The 26,409-nt window shown below is 56.2% G+C and carries 18 protein-coding genes; 4 read left to right on the forward strand and 14 right to left on the reverse strand.

Translation table 11 applies throughout. The features are described from left to right. Positions 1 to 2: 2 nt before the first annotated feature. From tssB to ybbA, 14 genes are all read right to left on the reverse strand, one after another. On the reverse strand, positions 3 to 548 hold the full coding sequence (gene tssB, locus WG891_RS14675) for a type VI secretion system contractile sheath small subunit (RefSeq protein WP_156292480.1): 546 nt from the start codon (positions 546 to 548) through the stop codon (positions 3 to 5). A gap of 78 nt (positions 549 to 626) precedes the next feature. Then, the gene (tssA, locus tag WG891_RS14680) at positions 627 to 1,661 is read right to left on the reverse strand and encodes a type VI secretion system protein TssA (RefSeq protein WP_337263373.1); all 1,035 of its coding nucleotides are present in this window, start codon (positions 1,659 to 1,661) and stop codon (positions 627 to 629) included. After that, the gene (gene tagF / locus WG891_RS14685) at positions 1,658 to 2,350 is read right to left on the reverse strand and encodes a type VI secretion system-associated protein TagF (RefSeq protein ID WP_337263372.1); all 693 of its coding nucleotides are present in this window, start codon (positions 2,348 to 2,350) and stop codon (positions 1,658 to 1,660) included. The genes tssA and tagF overlap by 4 nt, the downstream gene beginning before the upstream one ends. Before the next feature lie 10 nt (positions 2,351 to 2,360). Next, positions 2,361 to 5,990, reverse strand: coding sequence for a type VI secretion system membrane subunit TssM (tssM, locus tag WG891_RS14690; RefSeq protein ID WP_337263371.1), 3,630 nt, complete (start codon positions 5,988 to 5,990; stop codon positions 2,361 to 2,363). A gap of 11 nt (positions 5,991 to 6,001) precedes the next feature. Continuing rightward, positions 6,002 to 7,246, reverse strand: coding sequence for a DotU family type VI secretion system protein (locus tag WG891_RS14695; protein WP_337263370.1), 1,245 nt, complete (start codon positions 7,244 to 7,246; stop codon positions 6,002 to 6,004). A gap of 84 nt (positions 7,247 to 7,330) precedes the next feature. Next, positions 7,331 to 8,668 (reverse strand): type VI secretion system baseplate subunit TssK, encoded by a 1,338-nt coding sequence (tssK, locus tag WG891_RS14700; protein WP_337263369.1) that lies wholly within the window; start codon positions 8,666 to 8,668, stop codon positions 7,331 to 7,333. Between the two features lie 394 nt (positions 8,669 to 9,062). Next, the gene (gene tssJ, locus WG891_RS14705; RefSeq protein WP_337263368.1) at positions 9,063 to 9,620 is read right to left on the reverse strand and encodes a type VI secretion system lipoprotein TssJ; all 558 of its coding nucleotides are present in this window, start codon (positions 9,618 to 9,620) and stop codon (positions 9,063 to 9,065) included. A 53-nt stretch (positions 9,621 to 9,673) separates the two neighbouring features. Continuing rightward, positions 9,674 to 10,060 (reverse strand): DUF4150 domain-containing protein, encoded by a 387-nt coding sequence (locus WG891_RS14710; protein ID WP_337263367.1) that lies wholly within the window; start codon positions 10,058 to 10,060, stop codon positions 9,674 to 9,676. 39 nt (positions 10,061 to 10,099) lie between these two features. Beyond that, entirely contained in the window at positions 10,100 to 10,738 is a 639-nt protein-coding gene (locus WG891_RS14715) for a DUF3540 domain-containing protein (protein ID WP_337263366.1), read from the reverse strand. A 13-nt stretch (positions 10,739 to 10,751) separates the two neighbouring features. Beyond that, positions 10,752 to 11,822, reverse strand: a complete 1,071-nt coding sequence (locus tag WG891_RS14720; protein WP_337263365.1) for a pentapeptide repeat-containing protein — start codon at positions 11,820 to 11,822, stop codon at positions 10,752 to 10,754. Further along, positions 11,822 to 14,344 (reverse strand): DUF2169 family type VI secretion system accessory protein, encoded by a 2,523-nt coding sequence (locus tag WG891_RS14725; protein WP_337263364.1) that lies wholly within the window; start codon positions 14,342 to 14,344, stop codon positions 11,822 to 11,824. Before WG891_RS14725 ends, WG891_RS14720 begins: the two co-directional genes overlap by 1 nt. Positions 14,345 to 14,508: 164 nt before the next feature. Then, positions 14,509 to 16,536: a type VI secretion system Vgr family protein gene (locus WG891_RS14730; protein WP_443006160.1), complete on the reverse strand. Its 2,028-nt coding sequence runs from the start codon at positions 16,534 to 16,536 to the stop codon at positions 14,509 to 14,511. Between the two features lie 866 nt (positions 16,537 to 17,402). Next, a complete protein-coding gene (gene ybbP / locus WG891_RS14735) occupies positions 17,403 to 19,835 on the reverse strand; it encodes a putative ABC transporter permease subunit YbbP (protein WP_337263363.1) in 2,433 nt (810 codons plus the stop codon). Further along, positions 19,832 to 20,518 (reverse strand): putative ABC transporter ATP-binding protein YbbA, encoded by a 687-nt coding sequence (gene ybbA / locus WG891_RS14740; RefSeq protein WP_156292472.1) that lies wholly within the window; start codon positions 20,516 to 20,518, stop codon positions 19,832 to 19,834. Before ybbA ends, ybbP begins: the two co-directional genes overlap by 4 nt. Between ybbA and tesA the strand changes: the two genes are divergently transcribed. From tesA to WG891_RS14760, 4 genes are all read left to right on the forward strand, one after another. After that, positions 20,489 to 21,127 carry a multifunctional acyl-CoA thioesterase I/protease I/lysophospholipase L1 gene (gene tesA, locus WG891_RS14745; RefSeq protein WP_337263428.1) on the forward strand — a complete coding sequence of 213 codons (639 nt, stop codon included), beginning with the start codon at positions 20,489 to 20,491 and terminating at the stop codon, positions 21,125 to 21,127. The two genes, ybbA and tesA, sit on opposite strands and share 30 nt — an antisense overlap. A 25-nt stretch (positions 21,128 to 21,152) precedes the next feature. Continuing rightward, a complete protein-coding gene (locus WG891_RS14750) occupies positions 21,153 to 21,929 on the forward strand; it encodes an SDR family oxidoreductase (RefSeq protein ID WP_337263362.1) in 777 nt (258 codons plus the stop codon). Between the two features lie 66 nt (positions 21,930 to 21,995). Next, complete coding sequence (locus WG891_RS14755; protein ID WP_337263361.1) at positions 21,996 to 22,850, forward strand: co-chaperone YbbN; 855 nt, start codon at positions 21,996 to 21,998, stop codon at positions 22,848 to 22,850. 595 nt (positions 22,851 to 23,445) lie between these two features. Beyond that, positions 23,446 to 26,265, forward strand: coding sequence for a hypothetical protein (locus WG891_RS14760; protein ID WP_337263360.1), 2,820 nt, complete (start codon positions 23,446 to 23,448; stop codon positions 26,263 to 26,265). Positions 26,266 to 26,409 lie beyond the last annotated feature (144 nt).

Consider the following 26,409-nt stretch of genomic DNA (forward strand, 5'->3'; position numbering starts at 1 on the left):
ATTTACTCCTCCGCCAGCGGGGCCAGGTTGGCAGGGTTATCGCTTTCCGGCTTGGGGGCACGGGTCAGCGACTGCAATAACGCCGGGTTGCTCAGCACGCTGGTAATCAGCTCTTCGGCCCCGTTTTTGCCGTCCATATAGGAGAGCAGGTTCGACAGTTGGGTGCGTGCCTCCAGCAGGCGGCTCAGCGGCTCCACCTTGCGGGCGATCTCGGCCGGAGAGAAGTCGTTCATATTTTCAAAGGTCAGCTCGACGTTGAGGTGACCATCGCCATTCAGGGTGTTTTCCACCTGGAACGCGACTCTGGGCTTGAGTGATTTCATGCGATCGTCGAAATTATCGATGTCGATCTCGAGAAACTTGCGCTCTTCCAGGTTTGGCTGTGGCTCAAGAGGCGTTCCCACCAGATCGGCCATCACCCCCATCACGAAAGGCAACTGGATTTTTCGTTCCGAACCGTAGATCTCAACGTCGTACTCGATCTGTACGCGGGGCGCCCGGTTGCGGGCGATAAATTTCTGCCCGCTGCGCGTTTTGACATTTGCCATTATTTTCTCCATAAATCACTGTTATTAGAGGTTTTTGATAACATCCACGCCGCATTGTGCGCTCACCACCTTGCCTGACTACTTCTCTCCATTCTGTTTCTCTCCGGTGCCGAGAATGACCTCCAGTTGGCGTAAGCCGTCCGGGGCCAGATCGCTGACGATTTGCAGAAAATTCAGATTGATCAGCTTCTGTAAGCGCTCGATCATCAGCGGTGCCGGATGACTGGGCTCATAGAGTTCGAAGTAACCTTTCACCTTCTCCAGCAGACGCAGGGCATCGGCACGGGATTGCACCTGCCCGTACCCCAACCCCCCCAACGGCAGCGGCAACGGATCGCCAGGCAGGCTTAACGCTTCGGGTGTCAGGATCCGCTCAGGATCGGCCTCGCGGCTGCCTTGGCCTTCAGGCTGCTGAATAGCCTGGGCGATGCTGTCGAAGGTTTTCTGCAGCAGCGTCATCTCCGGCAGCGCGCTTTCGCCAAGGTGGAGCTGAATGGCATGGCGCAATTTGGGCAGCGTGCGGGTGATCGCCTGCACCACCTGAACGTTGGCCTGCTGCGGGTTGCCAAGCTCACTGCGCAGGTAACTCAACCCATTGGGGAAGTTGGCAAGTTCCTGCTTGCTGCCGTCCAGCAACGCCACTGCGTCGCGCACCGCAAGCTCGCTGCCGCCGTTTTTCATCAGGGTGGCGGCCCGCGCCGCATGGGTCAGTTGGGTGTTATCCCCCAGTTCCGCCAGCGCATTGATGCGAAACATCGGATCGCGCACGCCGTCGCTCTCCAGCAGCGGGTGAAGCTGGTGCCAGTAACGTTCGATCGCCAGGTAGATCAGCTGCAAACCGTCCGCATAGCCCTGCAGCCCGCGCAGCTGCGTCCAGGCCAGCGAGAGGAAAAACATCACCCGCAGATCTTTGGTGCGGCGTAACAGGCCGGTGGCCAGGCGTTCCACCGCGCCCCAGTCGGGGGCTTCCGCCGGAATGATGGTGTCGCCAAACTGCTGTTCCGGCTTGCCTGCGGCGGTCTGTGCCATGCGCATAAAATCGGCGTCATACTCCAGGTTCTCACCGCAACTGTCTTCCGGCGCAACCGGCGTTAACAGGCGTTCAATCGTCATGACTTCTCTCCCTGGTCAAACATGGGTCCGTAAGGCCCTTGGCGCGCATGCCTCACGTCGCCTGCGGGCTCAAAAAGGTGATGGAAAAGCTGCACCGTGAGATTGCCGCTGTGAATGTAGGTACCCGACGTGCTCCACCAGAAGCTGCCGTACTGGCGCGGATCAAAGTCTGAAACCGCCATCGGCCAGCCCGGTTGCACGGCGGCGTCACCGTGCGGCGCCAGTTCCGTTGGCAGCGGCGGTAACGCCCGCAGAGCGCGATCGATACGCTCAACCGAATGGCACTGATGAACGCCGCGCTGCAGGATTTGCCCGATGCTGTAATAGCGCTCCGCCGCCAGCAGCAGATGTTCGTTGCCCCAGCGCTCTGGGGGCACCAGCCACATGGCGAACAGCGGGTAATGGCGCCCGACGCGATCCTGCGACGGCAGCAGATACCCCAACTGCGCGAACGGCGTGCCCAGCGTAGCGGGCAGAACAAAGCTCCACATCGGCGCGCCGAGCAGCGAGTAAAGGCCATCGCGCGGGGCAGAAAGCTGCCGGGCCGCCAGCCCTGACTGGAACCAGTGCGCCCACTGATTAACCAGCGTGGCGGGCAGGCGGCGTTGCACAAAGTCGCCACAGCTGGGGATCTTGCCGTACCAGCCGATGCCATTGTCCTGGGGTGCATAAGTGGCCTGTTGCGTCATGATTCGCCTCCTAAGGACAATTGAAGGCAGTGGATTGGAAAGGGTTGCGTATGCTGTCGGGCGTCAGCTCCAGCACCACCCGGTGCCCTTCCAGGTTAAAGGTCGCCGTCTGGGTCAGCGAGGCTGAGTTGGGTTTCAGCGCGGCCTTGTCGATCAACCGGTTCAGCGCCCAATCACCGTTGGTCGCCAGGGTGGCCATCTGCCCGTTGACCAGCGCCAGCTGCAGGCTGACCTGATTGGTGTTGCCGGTGCCGGGCCAACTCACCACCAGCGGCACCAGCGGGCCATGGCTGTAATGGAACACTTGCCCGTCGATATCCAGCGTCATGCTGAGAATGTCGGCATCCATGGTGACGGGCTTGATCGTCAGGTGGTAAGAGGGTTTCTGATTCTGCCCGCTGAACCAGGTGTCGCGGATGTCGCGCGCCTGCTGGAAGGAGCGCAACATGTTGCCGCCGCCGGACAGCGTTTTGCCGTCGACACCCGGATTAAAGCGCCATCCACCGCGTGAGGTGTCCACTTTGCCTTCAAGGTTCTGGCGGAAGAAGCTGTCCATGATGCCGCTGTTCGGGGCAAACATGCGCGAGAAGTCATTACTGGCGATCTCCCGCTCAGCATTGCGCACCAGCGGATAACGCCCGCTGATGGCCTGGTTGCAAAAGCTGCCGACCTCAAACCCGACGCGCTTTTGCAGCCCTTCCAGCTCTTTCATCTGCGAGTCGCTGCTGGCCCCGACCGCCAGTGACAGCATCATGTCTTTAAACGGCTGCGGCAAACGGCCCGATTCGGCCTGCAACGCCAGAATGACGTCCCCCGGCGGCGGTGCCATGCCGCTGTTGGCCGCGCTTTGCACCGCGATCAGGTAGTTGTAGAGGCCATCGGCCTGTTTCAGCACCGTATCAAACGGGATGCTTTTCGCCGCCTCGTCGCTGCTCTGCGCCAGCTCGATGATCGGCGCAAAATGCTTGATCACCACCTGCTCCGGCAGAGAGGAGATATCCCCCACATCTTCAGACGGCGTGCTGTAAAACAGCGTATCGAGAAAATGGCCGGGGCCCGCGCTGCTTTTCTCGCCATTGCTCAGCTTCAGGCCGTTATCTTTCTGTTCCTGCTCGTCGGTGAGCTTGATGTTTTTCACCACGTTGATCAGAAAGTTGCGTAACGGCGAATCCCCGGCGGAGAGCAGGCGCGCGGTGTTGATGCGCTGGCTCAGGTTGGCGATGTTCTTCAGTTCGATATCGCCCAGCAGCGCATCCCAGGCGCTGATGAAATCCTGCATATACAGCAGGCGCACGGTTTTCAGCAGATCGGCACGGCTCTCTTTAGCCAACGCGCTGTCGTTGACGTTCATCACCCAGCCGTCTTCGGTCAGCAGCGTTTGCGCCACGTTGTCGATGCGCTTGTTAAACGCCAGCCAGTAGCCCTTGGGGGTGTACAACCCCGGTATACCGTCGGCGGCAGGCTTGCCGCTTTTACGCCGGAAGGCCAGTTCTGCCTGTGCGCCAGCCAGATCGGTCAGCGAGACGGTTTTCAGCGAAGGCTCTTTCAGCAGAATGCGCTTTAACCGCCCGTAGATGCGCACCGATAACGGTGCCTGGCTCAGCCGCTGCTGCGCCGCCTGTTCCAACTGGCTGTCGCGCACATACGGTGAGGATTGAATGCGTTCATCCAGCAGTTGCTTCAGGTGCCCGTCGAGCACGTCCCACGCCGCTTTGCTGGTGCCCGGCCCGGAGACCCGGTGCAGATTGAACATGATCCAGGCGCGCAGGAATTTGCCATCGTAATGTTCCGGCTCGTACAGCATGCGGTAGGCTTTCAGCGCTTCGAAACTGAAATCGGCATCGGCCCCCATATCGTTGCGCAAAATGGCGGTCACCTGCCAGGCGACGTAAGGCAACAGCATGTTTTTCAACGCCTTCTGATACAGCGCCTGGCTGGCGGTTTCTACCTGAGCACCGCGATACAGCCCCAGGCGGTAGCTGAGCGGTGGCTCGTCCAGCGAAAAGCTCGCGCTGCTGCCTAGCTGCTTCAGCGCGTTGAGATAGGGCAGCAGGGTGAAAATATCCTGATAGTTATACAGCTCCATTTCACTGCCCTGCCGTTCCAGCAGCGGGACGTGAGCGGTCACTTCCTTCAGGTAGTTGTGGTTGTTGGTATAGCTGGAATACCAGAACAGCCCGGCGGTCATAAAGATCGCCCCCAGCAGCAGATAGCCCGCCCAGTGCAGCGTGGTATTGCGGTAGATCCACCAGCGGTTGTTACTGGCCAGCTCCGACTCGCGGAACACCACCTCTTCGAGGAATTTTTTCAGGAAGTAGCTTTTGCCCTGGGTCTGCTTCTCTTCTTCCGCCTCGCCAGCCTGGCCGCTTTCCTCGGCAGAGCGCGGGGCCAGATTCAGATGCAGCGAACCGTTCATTTCCGACATCATCTTGTCGAACGGCATCCGGTCTTGCGTGCCGCTGGTGAAATAGACGCCGCGCGGCGTGAAAGCGGCTTCAAAGCTGGAGGTGGCAAACAGGGTGTTGAGGTAATCCCCCAGCACCTGGCGCAGCCGGGCGAAGGCCTGCGGGAACAGATAGCTTTCTGCACGCGTCTGCTGATCCTGCTCCGCCAGCATGGTGTCAGCCAGCCCGAGGTTCAGGCGCTGCTGCAGCAGGGTAAAATGGTGCTCAAACGCCGCCATCAGATCGAAACCGGCCTGCTGCGCGTCGCTGCGGGCGAAGGTAAAGCCCCAGATCTGGCTGCGCTGCTCTTTGTCATACTGGCCGAAGTAGGCGAGGAACCCCCGCAGCAGGTCGACCTTGCTGACCATGATGTAGACCGGGAAGTCGATTTTTAGCGACTCGCGCAGTTCCACCAGGCGTTTATGCTGCGCCTGCGCCTGTTCCTGGCGCTCTTCTGGGGTGCCATTCATCAAGTCGCTCAGGCTGACGGTGACAATCACACCGTTGATCGGCTGCCGTGGGCGGTATTTCTTCAGCAGGCCGAGGAAGCTGCCCCACTCCTGCGCGTCGTGCGTCGGGTCGCTTTCCTGGGTGGTATAACGCCCGGCGGTGTCCAGCAGCACCGCATTTTCGGTAAACCACCAGTCACAGTGGCGGGTGCCGCCGATGCCGCGCAGTGCCGTTTTCCCGAAACGATCCGCCAGCGGGAAGTTAATGCCGGAGTTGACCAGCGCGGTGGTTTTCCCGGCACCGGGCGCGCCGATCAGCACATACCACGGCAACTGATAGAGATACTGCCGCCCGAAACGGCTCAGCCAGCCGGGTAGAAAGCGCGATTGCTGGCCGTTAAAGCGCGCCTTTTTCAGCAGCCGCGTGGCCTCTTCGAAGCGTTCGACCAGTTTCGGATCGTCGCGCTCCGCGTCTTTGTGCGCGTTTTCCGCCGGGGTTTCCGCCATCTGCGCCAGCATCTTGCGGTTACGCCTTGCGCGCCAGGCGGCGGCGATCAGCCGGAACAGCAGCCAGATCCCGCAAATGAGGGCAATGGCGATCTGCCGGTTGACCGCCGACTCCAGTGGCCGATAGTCGCCCACGGCAACGTAAGGGCCGATGAACCAGATGATCATCGAAATGGAACCGACGCCCACCATGCCCCACAGGAAACGACTGGTAATAATGGCAATGATTGAATTCAACATCAGACCCCCACCTAGAGCGGCATCGTCGTGTTTTGGACGGCGCCCGGCGCCAGTTGCAGCGTGATCTCAACCCGGCGGTTCAGTGCCTTATTGGCTTTGCTGTCGTTAGGCACCACCGGATCCTGCTCACCCTTCCCTTCGATCATCAGCCGCTCTGGCTGCGTCAGCGACTTCTTCAGCAACGCACTGACGGAATCCGCACGCGCCAGCGAGAGATCGTAATTGGAAGCAAAGCGCGCCTTACGGATCACATCGCTGTCGGTGTATCCCGTGACCATGATTTTCCCGTCGATCTGGTTAAGGGCTTCCGCCACCCGGCTGAGGATCGGCCGGTAAGGCGCGCGCACGGCGGTTGAGGCCGAGTCAAACAGGCCGTCGCCGCGCAGCACCACGATGCTCTTCTGATCTTCATCATGTACGCTCAGCAGGCCTTCTTTGATCTCCTGCTGCAGGAAGCCCTTGAGGCTGGCAAGAGTTGGCGTCGGCGGCGCCGGTATCTCCGCCGAGAGCACCTGCGGCAGTTCAAGCTGATAGATAGAGGCCACCACCGGCGTAGTGGCTTCGCCAAGCCGCCAGTCCAGCGAGATAAACCACAGGCAGGACATCAACCCCAGAAATGCCGCGCAGGCCCACACCGGCAGCATCGGCCGCCAGGTTTTTTTGCCCACCGGCAGATCGGTTGGATGCTGGGACAGCGGCAGCGGGTACTCGCCGCGCACCGCGTGGATAATCTGCGCCAGACGCTGCCTCAGCGTTTCCAACTGCGAGTAGCCGTTCTCAATAATGTGGTAGCGGCCTTCAAAGCCCAGCAGCAGGCAGTAGTTAATCAGCTCCAGTAGCAGGATATTTTTCTGCGGCTGCTTAGAGAGCCGGGCCAACAGTTGGAAGAATTTCTCCCCACCCCAGGTTTCATTATGAAAAGTGACCAGCAGCCCGCTGGTAGACCAGACGGTGCTTTTCCCCCAAGGGGTGAACATGGCGGCCTCGTCCAGGGCGGTGCACAGGCAGTAGCGAGCGCCGATCAGCACGTCATACGGCAGCCCTGCCTGCTGGCCCTGAACTTCAAACCGGCGGATATCGTCGATCAAGGTCTGGCGCAGCTTCAGCGGATCGGGGCGGCTGGCCATATTCCGGATATACGGGATCCGGTTAAGCAGCGGGTTTGCCAGCGTCACCAACAGATTGTTTGAGGCTTTCACATGCGCCAGTGGCGCGGCAAGATCGTCGCCAGCCGCCTTAGCGTGAGTATTTTGCATAGAACATTCCTGTTTCCTGATCCTTATCGCCACCGCCTTTCACCTGCTGGCTGCAGCGTGAAACCCGGGGGATATGCCGACAGCTTACGGATTCCGAATCGCCCAAAACTCCATATTCAGGCCAGGGAATTCCCCGGCGAGATGCAGCGCAAAAGCACTGGACTTACTCATCTGCTTCCATAGCTCACCGCTGTTTTCCAGCTCAAAGTAGGTATATCCCGCGTGATAAGGCAGTTGGCGCGGAGCCGCAGGCATGCTGCGCAAGCCAATGCCCGGCAGCTGCAGCTGCACCAGATCGCGGATGTTGTTGACCGGTGCCACTTTTAGCTGAGCCGGGAAGCGGGTGCGGATGGCCTCTATCGGTACGTCGGCATTGACGGCAATCACGAAGCCAAATTCGTTGGTCATGTTGGCGTAAGGGAGGGTGGCGATGTTCAGGCCGTGTGAACGCTCGATCAGCGGCAGCTGAATGGCGTTCTCTTCAAAGACAATCGACAGGCCTTGCCGCAGCCAGTTCATCAGGGCGTTAAAGCTGAACGCCAGCGCGTCGTGGTCGTAAACCGGCAGCGCTTCACCCGCAACACGCGCCGGGGAGAAGGTCATCAATTCACAGGCCAGCGCCAGCCATTCGCTGAACAGCCGTTCCGGATGGTACTGATGGCTCTGCCGGGCATGGTGGGTGATCCCCACGTAGCGGTTGATCAACTGCAGCATCATGAAATCCGAGGTTTCCGATATGCCGCCCCGCCCACTTTGGCCAAGGCGCTGCCCCAACTGCTGGCTGCGCTGCTGCAGCAGGCCGAGAACGTCGCTGATAAAGGTGTTCAACAGCGGGTTTTCCTGGCAGGCCAGCATCGGCGGAATGTAGGTCGCGTCGATTTTCAGGCTGTTATCCGCGCTTTTTTCCAACACCCGCAGCACGCCAATGGCGCACCAATCGGCCGTCAGTTCCTGTTCCGGGATCAGGTGCAAGCGTAACTGGCCGAACTGTAATTCTGCGCTGCCAACCGAAATGGTGTTCATGTCTTCCACTTCGCTTTCATAAGCCACGTAGCGGGCCAGTGAATCGGGCGCATCGTTAAACGCCACCTCACGGCTGCTGGCACGGTGCACCGGCAGCGCCAGCATCACGTTAACGATGTTCTTTCCTTCGGCGATTTTAATCGGCAGCGGCGCTTCCTCAGCCCCGTAAAAAGAGAAGAAGCTGCCGTCGGGCATAATACCGCTGGCGGAATTAAGCGCGATATTCCCCAGGCGCAGGGCGCTCTCATCAATATCCAGTGAGATAAAACCCCAATAATGCTCTCGCTGTGCCATACCCCATGAACGAATATAATGTTCAAGGTAGTTTTCAGATTGCTGAAAATGGTGCGGACGCAGAAACATCCCTTCCGTCCAAACAACTTTATGTACTCGTTTCATTACCGAGGTCCTTGGAAATAAAAAGCGCTTGGTACACTTATGCCGGTCAATTAAGACTCACCCATCCCCTCTCCCACAGGGAGAGGGGGCGCAACTGTCAATAGGGTGCGCAGGGTTATCCCCTTCATACTTCAAGTTGCTTGGGTGTTGGCTGCCTTCACTCACCCCAGTCACTTACTTGAGTAAGCTCCTGGGGGTTATGAGCCTCAGAGAGGCTCACCCTGCGGGCCAGCGCAAGCGCTGTTCAAATCGGTCAAAGACCGATTTGTCGCTCAGTTGCCGCCTACAAGCAACTCGAATTATTTTGGGTATATACACTTTCTGCCTGCCTGACCGGCATTACTTAATACACGCCGTATTTCAGCTTGAAATACGTTGGTTACCGTTTTTAGGCTTATTTTTCTTTATTGCTGTTTTCCGTCACGCGCAGCCCTTGCCCGTTGGCAACAACCTTAATTTCCTGTGGAGGAGGTTGACCGCGCCAGAACTTATAAAACGGCACTTTTTCTGGATCGGGGATCGGAATAATAATCCGCCAGGTTTTATTATTTAAATCCTGAAACTCCCCGGTAACCCCAATATAATAACGCTCACTCTTTTTCTCTCTGCTAATTTTGACGGTCTCTCCCCCCGGCAATAAAAAGAACTGCTCGGTGCCCATTAAGTTTTCGCCGAGCACGGCGGCGGCCTTATTGTGCAAGGCGAAGAAATCCGCGCTCATAAACCCGCTATCGGAGCGCAGGTAAAACACGCTGATTTTTAACGGTGCCGGCTTTTTCTCCTGGTTAACGTTGGCTTCGCGGGTCGCGGAGAAGGTGATGCGATAAGACGCCACCACGGGTTCGGCTTTTTTGCTGCCCATGCTCAGGCAACCGCAGAGCAGCAGGCCAATGATGATCACCACCAGCAATCTCCCCCCGCGTTGCCCCCAAATACACACTGCCTGTTTCATGGCGTCTCCCGTTCTCCGTAATGCCGCAAGTTGCACCGATAACCCCGGCCGCGTTATAGCCCCAATAGCCAGATCGTCAGCTGGCTGGGCAGCACACGCAGGCCGATCACGTTGGTCAGGTTCTGCTGCGTCAGGCTGGTCAGGCGGGTTGCCGGGAACCCAGCCACCAGGAAGGTCAGCACGCCGGTAATATGCCGGGAGGGGCCCATGACCGTTCCTGAACACACGCCACCGAGCACCCCGGGCGAGTCGCCGCTGGTGAAGGGGATCGGCGTCAGCAGGTTGTGCGCAGGCATGGCGATAAACAGGATATGCAGCACGTTCGGGATCGCCGTACATCCCTGGGCAAAATTGGGGTAAGGGATAGGGATAGCTGGCGGCGTGATACAAACATCAACGACGGCAAAATCTGTTCCAGCCAGTTGGCAATTTGCAGGCATCAGTCAGTTCCTTCTTGTTGTTAGCCAGTGATGGTGGTCTTACCCTACGTGAATCTGTTCCGAATCTATTTTGGTGATGGTTTCCGAGGTAATCATCGTACTGCGGGCGTGCAGCCGCGCGTAATCTTCGGCCTGGTAGTCCAGTTGCCCGGCACGCACATGTTCCGTCTTGCTCACCTGGCGGAAGATCACTTCGCTGAGCTGCGTCAGGGTATGCCAGACGGATTCGCAGCGTTCGCCGACCCAGCGGCTGAGGGTCACGCGGGCATTGAGTTCGTCGCCACGGTATTCCAGGTTGCCGATGCTGCAATCGCCGTGGCTGGATTTCACCTGCAAGCGGTGGCTTTCCAGCGCCAACTGACGTTCGCTGTTCAGGGTGAGCGAACCGCCGCGCGTGGCGATATTCAGATCGCCCTCAACGAGGATTTGCGCCGCCTGCTGCGGTTTGCCGCGCTCCAGCACCGCCAGTAGCCAGAGCTTTTCGTCACTGGAACGGGCGAGCAAAGCCGTATCACCGGCCTCCGGCGTGAGCAGGCAACTGGCCGCCCGGCGGCAGTGCCAGCCGCGCCCTTCACTTTCGACGATCATGCTGCCATCGGATAAAATATCCGCCACCCGGCCACTGAATTGCTGTGGCAAATAGACCGGCAGAGCGTGTGATGTGGTTACGGTGCTCATTAAATTCTCCTTTTTATCCGTGATCCGCTGGGTAGGACTGTTGTTCACTCCAGCTTTCGGCGGCGAACAGTTCCGGGTCATTCGCCAGCACACCGGTTTTATCTCCCCAGTGCGTTTCCTGCTGTACCGCCCGGTGAAATTGCGTCTGGTTGAAATGCGCTCCGCCAAAATCGGCATAGCTGACGTCGGCGTAGGAAAAATTGGCATAGACCAGTTGGCTGTTGGTAAACACCGCCCCCAGCGCCCGGCTTTTGCTGAACTGCGCCTGTACAAGCTGACACCCCGTGAAGTTGGTTGCAGACAGGCAGGCGTTAATCCACATCGACTGATTCATCTGACTGGCGTGACAGTCGGCGGAAGACAGGTCGGCATCCACAAACTGGGCCCCTTCCGCCTGAACGCCGCTCAGGTTCGCCTTCTGCATCGATGCCCCATGAAACAGGCTGCGCGTGAGCACGGCAGCGGTGAAATTAACGTTGTCGAGCTGATTGCGGGTGAACAGGCACTGAATCAATGACTGGCCGCCGTAGTCGAGCCCCTGCTGTTGGCACTCAAAAAAGTTAACCTGCTCAAAATGCGCCCTGCTGGCGATGTACTGGCGCAAATCCGTTTGATAAAACGTGGTTTTCTGCAGCTTGGCCTCGGTGAAGTCGCTGTTATCCATCGTCGATTCAGAAATGGCACTCTTGTCGAACTGCGCCTGCCGGAACCGGCTGTGCTCCAGGCGACAGCCGATAAACTGCATTTTCTCTGCCCGGGCCTGACTGAAATCTGCGTGTTGCAGATTGCACTCGCTGAAGATCAGCCCAGGCAGCGCGGTGGCGCTAAAGTTGGCGTGGCGCAGATCGGACTCACTGAAGCTCGCATAGTGCAGCCGGGCTCCGCTAAATAGCGCTCCCGCCAGGGTGCACTCAAGGAACAGGCAGCGTTCCAGGTTGCAATCGCTAAAATCAACTTCGCTGAAATCCACCTGCCTGAAGATGCCACCGGCCAGATCGCCGGAGGCCAGGCTGAGGCCGCACAGGGTCTGTTCTTCAATCACTTCCCCCTGTTTGACTTTCTGCTGTAGCTGAACCGCATCCATTATTCGGCTCCTCGACTACGCAACGGGTAGACTTTCATCTGCTTAACCCAGGCATCATGCATCAGGGTGGTGTCATCGGTTTCCGCCTGCGAGATATCCGCGCGGAACAGGTTGGCAGCGGTGAGATCGCAGCCGATGAGCCGTGATTTCTGTAAGCGGCTGCCGATCAGGCTGGCTTGTCTGAGATCCGCCCCCGTCAGATCGGTGCGGATAAACAGCGAATCGTTAGCCTGCACCAGGCGCAGGGTTGCCTGGCGTAAGCTGGCTTCGGACAGATCGCACCCCTCGAGCCGGGCAAAGCTCAGATCGGCCCCGCTAAGCGGCATTTGGCGCAGGTTGCATTGCATCAGCTGCGCGTGGGTGAAACGGGCGTTTGCCAGCGAGGTGCCCGCAACAAAAGCGCAATTCTCCAGCCGGGCACGGGTGAAATCGCTGCCGTCGGCTTGGCAATGGGTCAGTGAACAGCGCTTAAGCCGCGCATTTTCAAACACCGCCTGCTGCAGGTGGCTGTCGATAAAGGTGCCTTTGTTGATGCGCACCGAGGAAAAACGGGGATTTTCCAGCGTGATGCCGTTGAAAATCACGTTATCCAGGCTGGAGGCGCTGAAGTCACAATCGGTCAGCGAAGTCTCGGTGAACATCTGGTTCGCTATCGTCGCCTCACTGAAGTTGCAGCGCTCAAACTGCGCGCCCGCGGTTTCTATGTGGCTCAGATAGGTGCCGGTAAAATCACAGTCGTTGCAGATAGCCAGCGCCAGCGTCACTTCATGGAACAGCGTGTGGCGCAGCGAGGTATGGTTCAGAACGCTGCGGGCCAGAATGGTCTGCGTCAGCGTGGCGTGATCCAGCACGCTGTGGCTCAGATCCACGCTCTCCATCATGGTGCGGGTCAGGTTGGCACCGCTTAGGTCGAGGTGGGAAAGATCGGCACCGGTGAGATCGCAACCGGTAAAGTTACGATCCTGCGCCATCTTGCCGATCACCCAGGTTCTCAACTGCGCTGCTCGCTCACCGCTCAGGCGCGGAGCGGCATTCTGGTTGGGTACACCAAGGCGATAAAGCTGGTGCAACCCCTCTTCCTGGCCGGGATGCAGGGCCCCCTGCTGCTGTTGCAACGCGGTACGCATCTTATTAACCGACTCTGGCCCCGTCGGGCGCCGCGCATCATAGTCATCCCGCTCCGGCATGCGCTGCTCCATCTGCTGGACGGCGTCACCTTTCGCTTTGTTGGCCATTCCTTCCATTTGCGCCATAAACTCAGGCAGTTGAGACAGCATCGGGCGCGGGATATCCGGCGTCTCTTTCGCCTCTGCGTACAGCGTCGTGTCCACCACCTGAAGGCGTTGATCGGCATCCTGGTAGATGGCTTGCTTACGTGCCTCAAGGTTTTGCTGCAGCGGATGGTCCGTTTCCGGCTCAGGGGTGTTATCTATCCATGGCCCGAGGCTCTCTTCCGGCAGCAGATCGCGATCCTGAAACGCAAAGGCGCTGCCTTTCTCCCGATCGCTGCGCTTGATCCACACATCCCGGTAATGGGTTAACGAGCGTGGCCGATCTTCATGTTCCAGCGCGGGCATCAGCATATGCACGTTGCGGGCATCCTCTTCCTCCGCCTCCAGCGGCAGTTCGCCGTGGTACACCAGGATCATTTTTTCCAGATGAGGCAAGAACCAGACCGTGGTATGACGCAGTTCAATCTCAGAGAACACCTCTTCGCCCTTTTGCGTATGATGCGCAAAGCAGCGCGCTTTCCAGGGCGGAAGCTGCCCGGTCAGCAGCGCCTGTTCAGGGTGCATATTCTCGATCCGGTACTGCGTGCCGCGCGGCAGTTCGGCCAGCTCCAGCCACTGCTGATCCCGCGGCGCAATGTTGAACAGGCGGAAATCGGCATCATCGGCCAGGCCGATCGCCCCCCGTTGCACCCAGGCTTCATCGTAACGGCGGCCGATAAACGCCTGCCGGGCTGGCCAGGTGATATCAACGGCATCGAACCCGGCGGGGGTTATTGGCCGCGTCGGCGAGGTCATACGTTCGCCAGGCAATTCAATATTGGGCAAACGCTGGGGAACGCCGCTGGCCTCTGCCCCGATACCCAACGGGTTATCCGCGATCTGCGGGCCACCGTAGGCGTGTTGCCAGTTGATCGGCATGGAAGCAAAAGGGCGCGGGTGGGTCGGCGTGGCCCCCTGCCATTGCCGATCGCCGGAAACGATTAAGGATTTTTGCTTTTCGCCCAGCGTAATGCTGACGCGGCAAACATTTTCGGCCAGACAGGCGTGTGGATAGGCATGGCCGGTTGCCAGAAACTCGGCATAATATTTGGGATAGGCGGTATCGACCACGCCTCCCGTACTGGATAATTCGCTTTGCGCCAGCTGCCATAATTCCGGCTCTGGACGCAACAGGGGCTGAACTCCCATATCGACCAAGGCCAGCACGGCAACCCCCAAATAAGGCTTATGCGCTTTATAATAACAAGGGCGGTTCATAATCCCGAGACGCAACGGCTTGATAATTCTCATTTATAGTTCGCCTTCCAAATGGCAATCCGTAAAAGACATGCGAAATATCACACTTGTCAGAAAAGCATTTTCTTTTTCAATTGGTTATTGGCTATGCAATGCCCCATAACTTTATGGAGCATTGCGAGCGTTCTATTTCCAGGGGATCCCCGTTGCTTTTCTAATCAGAGATAAAGCACCAAATCTTTGGCATTCAACTCCAATTTGCCGATATTAATCTGCGCTTTAAATATCTTCAGTACGGTGTCATCGGCCAATATTTTGGCTTTGGTGACCCCCAGATAAGTGGGAATAACCTGCGCTTCGAACTGCGTGGAATCAATATGCATCCCACGCACCCGAATATCGGCCCCCACGGCCTGCACCCGCAGCCCGGCAGCGAAAACTTTCAGTTTTGTCGCCTCCAGATCGTCGGGCGTGATGGAGACGCGATTGGTGGTTGGCTGAATCATCATGATTGGCGCAATGGTGGTCAGCGTCTGTGCCACGGTGGTGGTCAGGTTGCTGGAGAAGGTCTCTACCGCGTCGCCCACGACAGAAGCCGCGGAAGCGCCTCGGATCATCGAGGTGGCGTCCCCCTCAATCAGCGCGTCGCTGAACCCCTGAATGGTGCTGGTGTTGTCCCCTTCCACCAGCATGTCCAGGTTGTTTTCCACCGAAATCTTCATATCCCGTTCGGCGTGTATATCAACCAGCTCGGCACCCGGCGTATCGTCCAGAAAAATGCTGTTGGCATTCGAGATACTGCCTTCGGTGGTGCGGCTCATAATCCCCATTTTAGTGGCGTTGGCCGGCAGCTCCCACGGTGGCATATTGTCTTCGTTATACACGCGCCCGGTGATCATCGGCCTGTCAGGATCGCCGTTGATAAAATCGACCACCACCTCTTCGCCAATCCTCGGCACCTGCACGCCGCCGTATTGCCACCCGGCCCAGTTACTGGAAACCCTCACCCAACACGAGCTGGTTTCATCACCTTTGCTGTAGCGATCCCAGCGGAATTTGAGTTTCACCCGGCCATAGTTGTCGGTCCAGATACTCTCCCCTGCCGGGCCAACCACTTCTGCCGTCTGTGGGCCATGCGTTTTTGGCCAGGCGGTTTTCCGTTTAGGCCGCCACGGAGTGCTGGCGGGCAGAACCTCAAAATCGATGTAATGTTCAGCATCATCGTCGTCATTGCTGACGTAGCTGTTTTCCTGAAAGAAATAACGGGCCGCGATGGTCAGGTATTCGCGGGCATCTTCCAGGCGTGGCGCATTATCCAGCATAAACCGGTATCCCGGCGCCAGGCCAAGCGAAGAGGCACGCCCGGTCATGTGTTCATGATTGGCTTCAAATTCCTGCTGGCGCACGCGGGTGTAAAACTGCGCGTGGCTCTGATCGGTATAACAGCCTGGCCAATCGAAAATCTCGGCCTTTTCTTTCGCGTAGGACAAAGGGTTACGGCGATTCTCTAGCAGGTTGGCGCGCGGCTTGCGGAAATCATAATCATCCATGCTGTAAAGACTGGGGGTAATAATATCGGAAACGTTCCACTGATAAATTGTGGCGTCGTTTTGCGTTAATCCCCCTTCCGTCAGGCGATAAACAATATTGTCATAACCTGCCAGGACGTTATGCCCCTGAGGCGCATCGGTCAGAATCATGGTATGCCCGTCAGCCTGATGGGTGAAATAAAAATAGATCCCTTCATGCTCCATCAAGCGGCAGATAAAATCATAATCGCTTTCCTGGTATTGCACCGAATAATCCCACGAGCGGTAATCATAGCTTAAGCGATTTTCAACCTTGACTTTATATTCACCTAATATGCTGATGAGGATCTCTGGCACGCTTTTACTCTGGAAAATCCGGCAATCCTGATTTTGCGTCAGATACCACAGCGTGGGGCGCAGCGTGGCGCGATAAAGGTAATATTTTTCACCACTCTCTTCGCGGCCTGACAGTGACATGCCGGTGATATTGCCATTCAGATAACGCGGATTACCAGGTAAGTCATTAATTGTAATAGTAAATGACTTGCCGAGCAGTGATTTTAAATCAAGGGTATTATTTGGACAGAGCAGCTCGACATCGAATTCGTAAATTTCAGATAACCGTTCTTCACCCGTTAACGTGCGAAAGAGAAGTGGTTCAGAGAGATCTGTGATCTGTTGTGCTACAAAATAACGGTTTGGGTTTGGCGTAATCATTTTCTTATGCCCGCACAATTAGGAAACAATAGGAATATAAATATTGTAATACCTACACCCTACGGCGCAGATACACATTCAAACTCCGCATACTAAGGTAAATATTTCCGTAACCACTTTATAACTCAAACGTAATGACGCTATTTTTATCCAGTCTTTAAAACGTAGTCAAATAAATGTAACAAGTAATTTGAATATAATAATTCATGTCACTCAAGGTTTTTCCGAGCGGTTTATCTGGATATTTCATTGAATAGTTTCGTACTGGGCTATTTTTTCACGTGTAGGAATCATGAGGCTGCGTAGGAATGATGAGTAGAGTATCTTCTTGATGATTGCGGATATGCTCGTGGGTTGCACAAGTGCATAACCGGGTCTGGTTACCGCAGCAATCCTTACATTTTATAAGGATAACGCTACCCGATACGTCATCGGAAATGATGTTTTGAGGTGTCTCATCCATTTACATTCCTGCCTACTTTCCTTAAGAAAAGAACATACTGGCTGATAGGTTATTTTATGGTTAAATAAGCATAGAAAATACCTCTTAATAGGTACTAAATTGGTATATACAGAGATAGTGAAGACTTTATTGAGAAAAAACCCAGATTTACTGATTACCTTAAGAATATCTATCGGTAGTTTATCTTTACCCTGACTTTTAATTTAGTTGTTTGTACTGGATGGTAAAATGATACCCCCACCAGACTCTTAAGCATCCTTTAACATTACACTTCCATTCCGGCCACGCCTCTCCCGTGGGGAGAGGCGGTTCTGGCTTAAACATAGTGGCCGCACCATCTGGCTTAACGGCCTGGTGCGGCTCACCGTGCTCAAGCTTTTTGCTTAACAATCAAACCCGTCAATCACCCTTCGTAACTGCGGAACAGCGCCTGGCCACGTAGCAGGCGCACGCCCAACCAACCACCGCAGAGCGAAAGCAGCAACGCACTCAGTAACGGCAATGCCCACCACAATACCGGCGTCGGCGACCACGGGAAGTCGAACACCTTGGTTTGCAGCAACCATAACGCCGCCTCCGCGCCCACCGCTGCCGCAATACCGGCCACCAGCCCGAGTAAGGCGAACTCGCACCACAGCGTGCCGCGCAGCAGGCGTTTACCCGCCCCCAAGGTGCGGTACACCACCAGTTCCTGCCTGCGTTGGCGCATCCCTACCTGCACCTGTGCCAGCAGCAGCAGGCCGCCACAGATCACCACCAGCACCACCATCACTTCCAGCGCTCTACTCACCTGTTGCAGCACGCCGCCAACCTGTTTCAGGATCGAACCAATATCCAGCAGGCTCAGCGTAGGGAATTGGCGATTGAGCTGGGTCAGCATCTGGCCATCGCCGTCATAACGGAAGCTGGTCAGCCAAGTTTGCGGCTGGCCGTCCAGGGCACCTGGCGGGAAGATAAAGTAGAAGTTCGGTTTCAGGCTTTCCCAATCCACCTGCCGCAGGCTGGTGACTTTGGCGCTGAACGACTGAGTATCGCCGCTGAAGGTCAGGGTATCGCCCAGTTTGATTTTCAGCCGCCCGGCGATGCCTTCATCCATGGAGACTTCCCCGCGCTTCGGCGGCCAGGTACCCGCCGTTAGCGGATTATGATCCGGCAGATCCACCTGCCAGGTCAGGTTCAGTTCACGATTGACCGCTTCACCACCGGGATCGTCCTCATGCACCCTTTCCGTTGCCACCTGCTGGTTAATTTCGGTCAGGCGCACACGCACGATCGGGTAGAAGGTTTCCTCTTTCAGCTGGTGCTGCTGCAGGAAAGCTTTCACCTGCGGCACCTGCGCTTGCGTCATATTCAGCAGGAAATAGTTCGGGCTGCCCGGCGGTAACTGCTGCTGCCAGCGATCGAGCAGATCGTTACGCAGCACCAGCAGCAGCGCCAACAGCATGAACGACAGCGAAAAAGCCGCCAACTGGCTGATCGTCACCCACGGCTGGTGCAGCAAGCGGTTTACCGCCAGGCGCAGCGCCAGGTTTTTCAGCGTAATGTGCCGCAGCAGCAACAGGCTGCCCCAGCCAATGCCGCCCAGCAACAGTGCCAACACCACCATCCCGGCGAGGATCGCCCACAGCAGCGTGCTGGCTCCCATCAGCACGGTCAGCAGCAGCACCACTATCACTGCGCTGACCGGCAGGAAATAACGCAGCGGCCAGACGTTAGCCACCACGTCCCGGCGCAAAACACGCAGCGGCTGGGTGGCCAGCAATTGCCGGTACGGGCGCAGGCCGACCAGCAGCGAAATCATCACCAGCGCCCCCATCGCCCACACCCACGGCCAGGCACCGGCGGCGGGCAGTTGCCCTGGTAATACCGGCGAAAGCAGGCGGATCAGCAGCGCTTCAAACCCCAGCCCGATCAGGCTGCCACCGGCCCCGGCCAGCAACAGCACCGCCAGCCACTGGCCAACGATCAGCCGGCTCAGCGCCCGGCGCCCCGCCCCCAAGGTTTTCAGCACCGCAATCAGATCGTAACGGCTGCGGCAATAGTGGCTCATCGCCACCGCCACGGCGGCAATCGACAGCAGCAGCGTCAGCAGTGCCGAAAGCAGCAGGAACTGCTGTGAGCGCTGCAGCGATTTCCCCAGCGCGCTGCCGGACTCTTCCAGGCCAAACCAGCGCTGATCCGGCTTGAGCTGCGGCTTCAGGCGTTCTTCATAACGCTGTATATCCTCTGCGGAACCGGCAAACATATAGCGGTATGTCAGGCGGCTGCCCGGCTGCACCGCACCGGTTTTTGCGACATCCGCCAGATTGATGATCGCCCGCGGTGCGGTCTGGAACGGGTTGAAACCCGCATCCGGTTCCTGAATGATTTCACCGGCAATGCGCAGGGTGGTATCCCCCACCTCCAGATTGTCGCCAACGCGAATCCCCCATAGATCCAACAGGCGCGGTGCCACCAGCACCGTGCCCGGCTCGGGCTTGAGATTGGCCGGGCGGGTTTCCAGCTTGCCATACAGCGGATAAAGCACATCGGTCGCTTTCACTTCCGCCAGCTGCGGGCGCTGCCCGGCATAGGTCATGGTCGTGAAGCTGAGCTGGCGGCTGACCTGCAGCCCCTGCTGCTGCGCATCAAGGATCCACCCTTCCGGAACCGGGCGCGCGCTGCGTAACACGCGATCGCCCGCAATAAAGTCGCGGCTTTGCTGGCTCAAGCCTTTGTCCATACGATCGCTGATACTGCCGAGCGCCAGCACGCAGGCAACTGACAACGTCAGCGCCAGCCAGACGATCAGCAGCGAAGGCGAACGCCATTCACGCCAGAACCAACGCCAGATCATGCTTCCTCCCACAGCTTGCCTTCACGCAAGCGCAGCCGCCGCTGGCAGCGCGCCGCCAGCGTTTCGTCGTGAGTGACCAGGATCAGCGTGGTGGAAAAGTCACGGTTAAGGGTGAACAGCAGATCGGCGATGCGTTCACCGGTGTGGCGATCGAGGTTACCGGTCGGTTCATCGGCAAACAACACCCGAGGGCGGCCGCTGAACGCCCGCGCCAGCGCCACACGCTGCTGCTCACCGCCGGAAAGCTGCGCAGGCAGGTGGTTAAGGCGTTTGCCCAGGCCAAGCTGCTCCAGTAATTGCACCGCCTGCTCGCGGCTGTGGCGATCGCTCTCGCCACGCAGCAACGCCGGTAGCTGGACGTTCTCCAACGCATTCAGCGTTGGCACCAGCATGAAAGATTGAAACACAAACCCGACGTTTTTGGCACGCAGTGCCGCACGCCCTTCTTCATCCAGGGCAGTCAGCGACTCGCCCAGCAGATGCACCTCTCCTTCGCTGCCATCGTCCAACCCGGCAAGGATCCCCAGCAGCGTCGATTTCCCCGAACCGGATTCGCCGATCAGGGCAATTGTCTGCGCGGGTTTGACAACCAGCTCGACTCCGGTAAGGATGGTGAGCTGATGCTCACCCTGACCAACGTGTTTACTAAGATGATGAACTTCAAGAACGTTTTCCGCTGGCATCTTCCCTTCCTTTTGCTGTTGGGATTATTCAGTTTACGTGCTGCCGCCGCCGATACCTTATTGATTCTGGGCGACAGTTTAAGTGCTGGCTACCGTTTGCCGGTGGCGCAGGCCTGGCCGACGCTGCTGGCTGATAGCTGGCAGAAACACCCCGGTAGCCCACGGGTGCTCAACGCCAGTATCAGCGGCGATACCGCAGCCCAGGGGCTGGCGCGCCTGCCTGAGCTGTTGAAACAGCACCAGCCGCGCTGGGTGGTGATTGAACTGGGTGCCAACGATGGGTTACGCGGCTTCCCGGCCCAGGATATCCAGCAAGATCTCAGCCAGATCATCACCCAGGTGCAGCAGGCGGGTGCACAACCGCTGCTCATGCAAATTCATATTCCGCCAAACTATGGCCGCCGCTATACCGAGGCGTTCAGTGCCATCTACCCGGCGCTGGCCAAACAGTTCAACATTCCGCTACTGCCGTTCTTTATGGAACAGGTGGTGATTAAACCGGAATGGATGCAGGATGACGGGTTGCATCCTAATCAGGATGCCCAGCCGTTTATCGCCACCTGGATGGCAAAGCGGCTGGAACCTCTAGTAAAACATGAGTCTAACTGAATAAGGCCGCCAACTAGGTAAAGTTATGCAAAAAGCGATATTGATAACCGGCTGTTCCAGCGGAATTGGGCTGATTGCCGCGCAGGATCTGCGTAACCGTGGCTACCGCGTGCTGGCCGCCTGCCGCAAGCCGCAGGACGTGGAAAACATGCGCCAGCTCGGGCTGGAAGGGATTGAGCTGGATCTGGATGACAGCGCCAGCGTAGAGCGTGCCGCCGCGCAGGTGATCGAAATGACCAACGGGCGTCTGTATGGCCTGTTCAACAACGGCGGTTATGGCGTCTATGGCCCGCTCAGTACGATCTCACGCCAGCAGTTGGAACAGCAGTTTTCAACCAACCTGTTCGGTACCCATCAGCTAACGCAGTTGCTGTTGCCGGCCATGTTGCCGCACGGCGAAGGGCGTATCATTCAAACCAGTTCAGTGATGGGGCTGGTCTCCAGCGCTGGGCGCGGAGCCTATGCCGCCAGCAAGTTTGCGCTGGAGGCCTGGTCAGATGCACTGCGTATGGAGCTGCACGGTACGGGGATTCAGGTCAGCCTGATCGAACCCGGCCCGCTCACCACGCATTTTACCCAGAACGTCAATCAGACGCAGAGCGATAAACCGGTGCATAATCCCCGCATCGCCAAACTGCTGACGCTGCCGCCGGAAGCCGTGCTGCCGAAACTGCGCCACGCGCTGGAAAGCCCCAAGGCTAAATTACGTTATCCGGTGACATTGCTGGCCCATGCCATGGGCATCCTGCGCCGCTTGCTGCCCGGCCGCGTGCTGGATTGGATGATGCGCAGCAATGGCTAGGGTTGAAGTGCGTCAGTTTGCCCCCATTAAGAATCAAATTGCTCCGCAAGCTCAGAGAGAAAAATCATGCTAGCTCAAGCTGTTGTTGATATTAACGAAACTAACCTGCACCAGACGCTGGAACAATCCATGTCCGTCCCGGTGCTGTTCTACTTCTGGTCCGATCGCAGCCAGCACTGTCTGCAGCTCACGCCCGTTCTGGACAAGCTGGCAGCGGAGTACGCCGGGCAGTTTATTTTGGCCAAAGTGGACTGTGATGCAGAACAGATGATCGCCTCCCAGTTTGGGCTGCGCTCGATCCCCACCGTTTATATGTTCCAAGAAGGCCAGCCGGTTGATGGCTTCCAAGGTCCGCAGCCGGAAGAGATGATCCGTGAATTCCTGCAACGTTTCCTGCCCAAAACGGAAGATCTGAAACTGGCCGAAGCCATGGAACTGCTGCAGGACGATCGTGCCCTCGACGCACTGCCATTGCTGAAAGACGCCTGGCAAGCCAGTAATCAGCGCAGCGATATCGGCCTGACGCTGGCCGAAACGCAAATCGCCCTGAACAAGACGGAAGATGCCGAAGCGGTATTGGCAACCATTCCATTGCAGGATCGCGATACCCGTTACCAAGGGCTGGTGGCGCAGATTGAATTACTGAAACAGGCTGCCGATACGCCAGAGATCCAACAGTTACAGCAGCAAGTGCAGCAGCAGCCACATAACGTCGAGCTGGCGGTTCAGCTTGCCCTGCAACTGCACCAGGTTGGCCGTAACGAAGAAGCGCTGGAACTGCTGATGGGCCATCTGCAAAAAGATCTGGCCGCGGCAAACGGCAATGCGCGCAAAACGTTGATGGATATTCTGGCCGCGCTGGGCACCGGTGATGCGCTGGCGGGTAAATATCGCCGCCAATTGTATTCACTTTTGTATTAAACACGGGCTGCCATAATAAAGACACTGCCTCTGCGGGCAGTGTCTGCAACGGCGACGGTACCATCGAGAAGACGTTATAACACGCTCCTGCCCCCCTAAATTAAAGCCTCCCCTGCAAACCAATATACCCGTCATACTTCAAGTTGCTTGGGTGTTGGCTGCCTTCGTTCACCCTGGTCACATAGTTTATCTATACTCCCAGGGCTTCACTCAGTTGCCGCCTACAAGCAACTCGAATTATTTTGGGTATATATTATAAATATGTCTGACATTTGTATTAATAACAATTAACCCTCTAACTTATTCAATAAACAATAATAATTACCCCACTAATTAAATATCTCATTTTAGAAATAAGGGTTTATTTTTAAATTAACTCTATTTTATTTTATTTAAATCACTCATTCATATAACACACCTGAAAAATTAAATATCACAAAAAATACCCACAATTAAAATTATCGCTTTACATGCGGCTAGGCGTTTTGTATAAGGTGCACTCCCACACCAAAGGAATTAATAACCCCGCCACAACAGCATTATTAGATCAAGTCTCAGCCAGTAAAACATCTATACACTTTATGGAGAAAGACGATTGAAAAAATTAAGCCTGCTTGTTAACAATGAAGTTTCTCAAGGGCGTAGAACTTTCCTGACTTACTCTTCTGCATCGGTATTAAGTCTGGCGATAAGCTCCGTATTCCCGACTAGCGTATCTGCCGCCAATCTGTTGTTCAGTGAGCGCAGCACCTCATTTAATGAACTTGATGCCATCAATTTCTATGTCGGCCAATCATCGCAGAATGGACTGGGCCTGGATGTTATACGCTTTCAGCAGGAAACCGATGAAGCGCAGTATCTGGCACAGACGATCTTTCAAGAGCTGATGAAACAGCAGTTTAAGAGCCAATATTACGGGCTGAGCGACAGCTTGGGCCAAGCCATGACGCCCAACGACAAAATTCTTGGGATGAATGATGGGCGAGATTCCGCCAGCAAAGTGTTTCAGGACAACACCGATTACTTTGAAGAACATCTTGCCGAATATATCAGTGGCATGCTGCAAAAATCCTACAGTCAGCAAAAGGATGTTCCTGTAAGTGACCGCCTGGCCTATAACTCATGGGATATGATTAAAGCCAACGCCAATATTCACCTTGCTGAGAAAGGTGAGAAATATAAAGCGATGATGGACAGGCTCTACGCTATTGCCACACACTATTGTCAGAATGGCTTATTCAGCGCTTATAAGAATAACGGCGCACACTGGGCGCGCGAACTGATTAATCATTACTCTGATAATAATGTGCTGAATAATCTTGTCTTGTCTTTCAAAATTCAAGAATCAACTCAGTCGTCATTTTCCAAAGCCATGCAAAAGGTTTATAACACCATCAACAAAGTTCGCGCACTGAATATTGCCTCTGGTTATTCGATCAAAGAAGAAGAACTGGCAGACTTCGAACGCACGCTGTACGGTGCGGTCTACAGCGGCTTTGCCATGAGTATGAATTGGGGTAAACAAAGCGAAAAAAATAGCCTGCTCGCTAACCGCCAGAATTTTATCGATGTGGTTAACTTACTCAAAACTGACGGTGGAATCTTCTGGCAGGACTTCTTCAGAAAATATGATCCAGACTCGTTCTGGAATAATCTAAATACCCTGGGGCTGGCGTCTTACACGTTGCAGGATGACGCTGCCAGCCAACGCATTATACAGCAATACCCGGAATTGAAGGGCAACGGGGCAAAGAGTTTGAATTTGGACTCGTCCCTTTCAACACTAGCCCTGCTGCTGGGGATTGGGCACTTTACCTGGGCAACGGCAACCGAACGCGAGGAATTTTTCAGCCCGATCTCACTGATGGAACTGGGGTTGGCCTTTGTCGAAACGGGGCTGACGATCGTCATCAGCTTCCAGATTCTGTTAAACCGCGTCAGCATGTTTATCTTTGGCAATGGCGAACCCCTGATCGAAGCCATTGCGGTGAATATGGGCAAATTCAGCCAGTTCATCAGCAATCTCTGCGGCAAAGGGAAGTTCCTGAACAACCTCGAAAGACAGGTGGTCAATAAGCTTTTCATCGCCACCTCCACGGTCACACGCATTATAGAAATCTGCTTCGTCGGCCTGGCGGCATTGGGCGCCGCGCTGGCAGCCTACAACCTCTATCAGGCGGTAATGGAAGGAGATACCGCCGATATTATCTTTGCCTCGATCAACATGCTCATTGCAACCGTGGCGCTGGGGGTTTCCATCGCAGCCGTGATGGGCCTGGCGATTGCCGGGCCGCTTGGGATCGTCATTGCCATTGTCGGCCTGGTGGTGATGATCGCCCAGTGGCTGTATGAACTGTTCAAAAAACCGGTGATCCCGCTGTCCCCGATCCAAGACTATACCAATCAGGTTATTCAACCCAGAGGCCTGGTCTATCAGGATATTGGCAGCTATTTGTGCAAAGCCATGACCTATTGGAATGGTGCAATGGTCTGTGCTTATGATGCCAAAACCATGAATTCAGATTGGGATAATGTCCCACATCTGGTCGATCGAGAGGATGGTGCCGTCTATACGCAAGCCGGGGCACTGGTCACTTCTGCTAAAACCTCGCGCATCTATAACTTTGCCAAGATCCGCGACGCGGCATACTGCCATATCGCCGATTTCTTCAAACAGGGAACCAATCAGCGGCTAAGCAACTGGTACCCAGATTACGCACTTCAAGTCTGTACTGCCGCAGTGGAAAGCCGTTCGTCATCCGGGGCCACCTCCGCCCTATTTTTTGCCGCCAATGATCAGTATGCCTACCCGCGAGCTTTCCTGACCCAGGGGCTCGAGGATGCACCAACCGGCAGTAATGAGCTGCGGAACCTGACCGAATATCAGGAGTTCCTGCAAGACGTGGTGGCGGTCAATGGCCTATCAGAACCCCTGTTCCTGATTTTTACCAACAAAAGAGTCCATCAGGTACGCGGTGGGCGCATCACCACCGTTGTTAATGATTATGGGGTTGGTGATTATCAGAACCCTTTCGCCATGCTATCGGCCATCACCACCGGCACCACCGTCAACCTGCTCTATGCGCTGCAAAACAATCTGGATCCAGAGAATACCTATCACTACACCCTGACTCGTGACGAGCAAGGAAACTACACTAACTTCAGGCTGTTAGGCACCAGAGAGCGGCCGAAAGCCTCCTTTATCAGCCCGATTGTCGGTAATTTCTATCAGGCCAAGGATAACCGCGAGGCCCGTCTCGACTTTATGTACATTGATGCCAGCCGCTATTTCCGCTACGGGGCGATCGTGAATGACGCGGTCAACTCGCCGCTGTCGCTGCATAACGGTGTTGAATTCACCGTGCCTAATGACGGATTTATCCACTTCTATAAAAATGCGTTTATCCCAAAATAATCGCAGATCAAAGGATCTTGCCATAGTTCGGTAACACCTCACCCGGCGGTATGATGCTGTGATACCGCCGGGGATTTGAACTCCGGCAACTTCGGGTAATCAGGGTATATTTATGCCGCGGCATTAGGCTTTCTCCCACCGTTG

It is taken from the genome of Serratia sp. MMO-28 (genome assembly GCF_037199905.1).
GTDB lineage: Bacteria > Pseudomonadota > Gammaproteobacteria > Enterobacterales > Enterobacteriaceae > Chania > Chania oryzae.

Coding starts and splice junctions, on each gene's coding strand:
- tssB (WP_156292480.1), bottom strand. CDS start 548: ATGGCAAATGTCAAAACGCGCAGCGGGCAGAAATTTATCGCCCGCAAC.
- tssA (WP_337263373.1), bottom strand. CDS start 1,661: ATGACGATTGAACGCCTGTTAACGCCGGTTGCGCCGGAAGACAGTTGC.
- tagF (WP_337263372.1), bottom strand. CDS start 2,350: ATGACGCAACAGGCCACTTATGCACCCCAGGACAATGGCATCGGCTGG.
- tssM (WP_337263371.1), bottom strand. CDS start 5,990: ATGTTGAATTCAATCATTGCCATTATTACCAGTCGTTTCCTGTGGGGC.
- WG891_RS14695 (WP_337263370.1), bottom strand. CDS start 7,246: ATGCAAAATACTCACGCTAAGGCGGCTGGCGACGATCTTGCCGCGCCA.
- tssK (WP_337263369.1), bottom strand. CDS start 8,668: ATGAAACGAGTACATAAAGTTGTTTGGACGGAAGGGATGTTTCTGCGT.
- tssJ (WP_337263368.1), bottom strand. CDS start 9,620: ATGAAACAGGCAGTGTGTATTTGGGGGCAACGCGGGGGGAGATTGCTG.
- WG891_RS14710 (WP_337263367.1), bottom strand. CDS start 10,060: ATGCCTGCAAATTGCCAACTGGCTGGAACAGATTTTGCCGTCGTTGAT.
- WG891_RS14715 (WP_337263366.1), bottom strand. CDS start 10,738: ATGAGCACCGTAACCACATCACACGCTCTGCCGGTCTATTTGCCACAG.
- WG891_RS14720 (WP_337263365.1), bottom strand. CDS start 11,822: ATGGATGCGGTTCAGCTACAGCAGAAAGTCAAACAGGGGGAAGTGATT.
- WG891_RS14725 (WP_337263364.1), bottom strand. CDS start 14,344: ATGAGAATTATCAAGCCGTTGCGTCTCGGGATTATGAACCGCCCTTGT.
- WG891_RS14730 (WP_443006160.1), bottom strand. CDS start 16,536: ATGATTACGCCAAACCCAAACCGTTATTTTGTAGCACAACAGATCACA.
- ybbP (WP_337263363.1), bottom strand. CDS start 19,835: ATGATCTGGCGTTGGTTCTGGCGTGAATGGCGTTCGCCTTCGCTGCTG.
- tesA (WP_337263428.1), top strand. CDS start 20,489: ATGAACTTCAAGAACGTTTTCCGCTGGCATCTTCCCTTCCTTTTGCTG.
- ybbA (WP_156292472.1), bottom strand. CDS start 20,518: ATGCCAGCGGAAAACGTTCTTGAAGTTCATCATCTTAGTAAACACGTT.
- WG891_RS14750 (WP_337263362.1), top strand. CDS start 21,153: ATGCAAAAAGCGATATTGATAACCGGCTGTTCCAGCGGAATTGGGCTG.
- WG891_RS14755 (WP_337263361.1), top strand. CDS start 21,996: ATGCTAGCTCAAGCTGTTGTTGATATTAACGAAACTAACCTGCACCAG.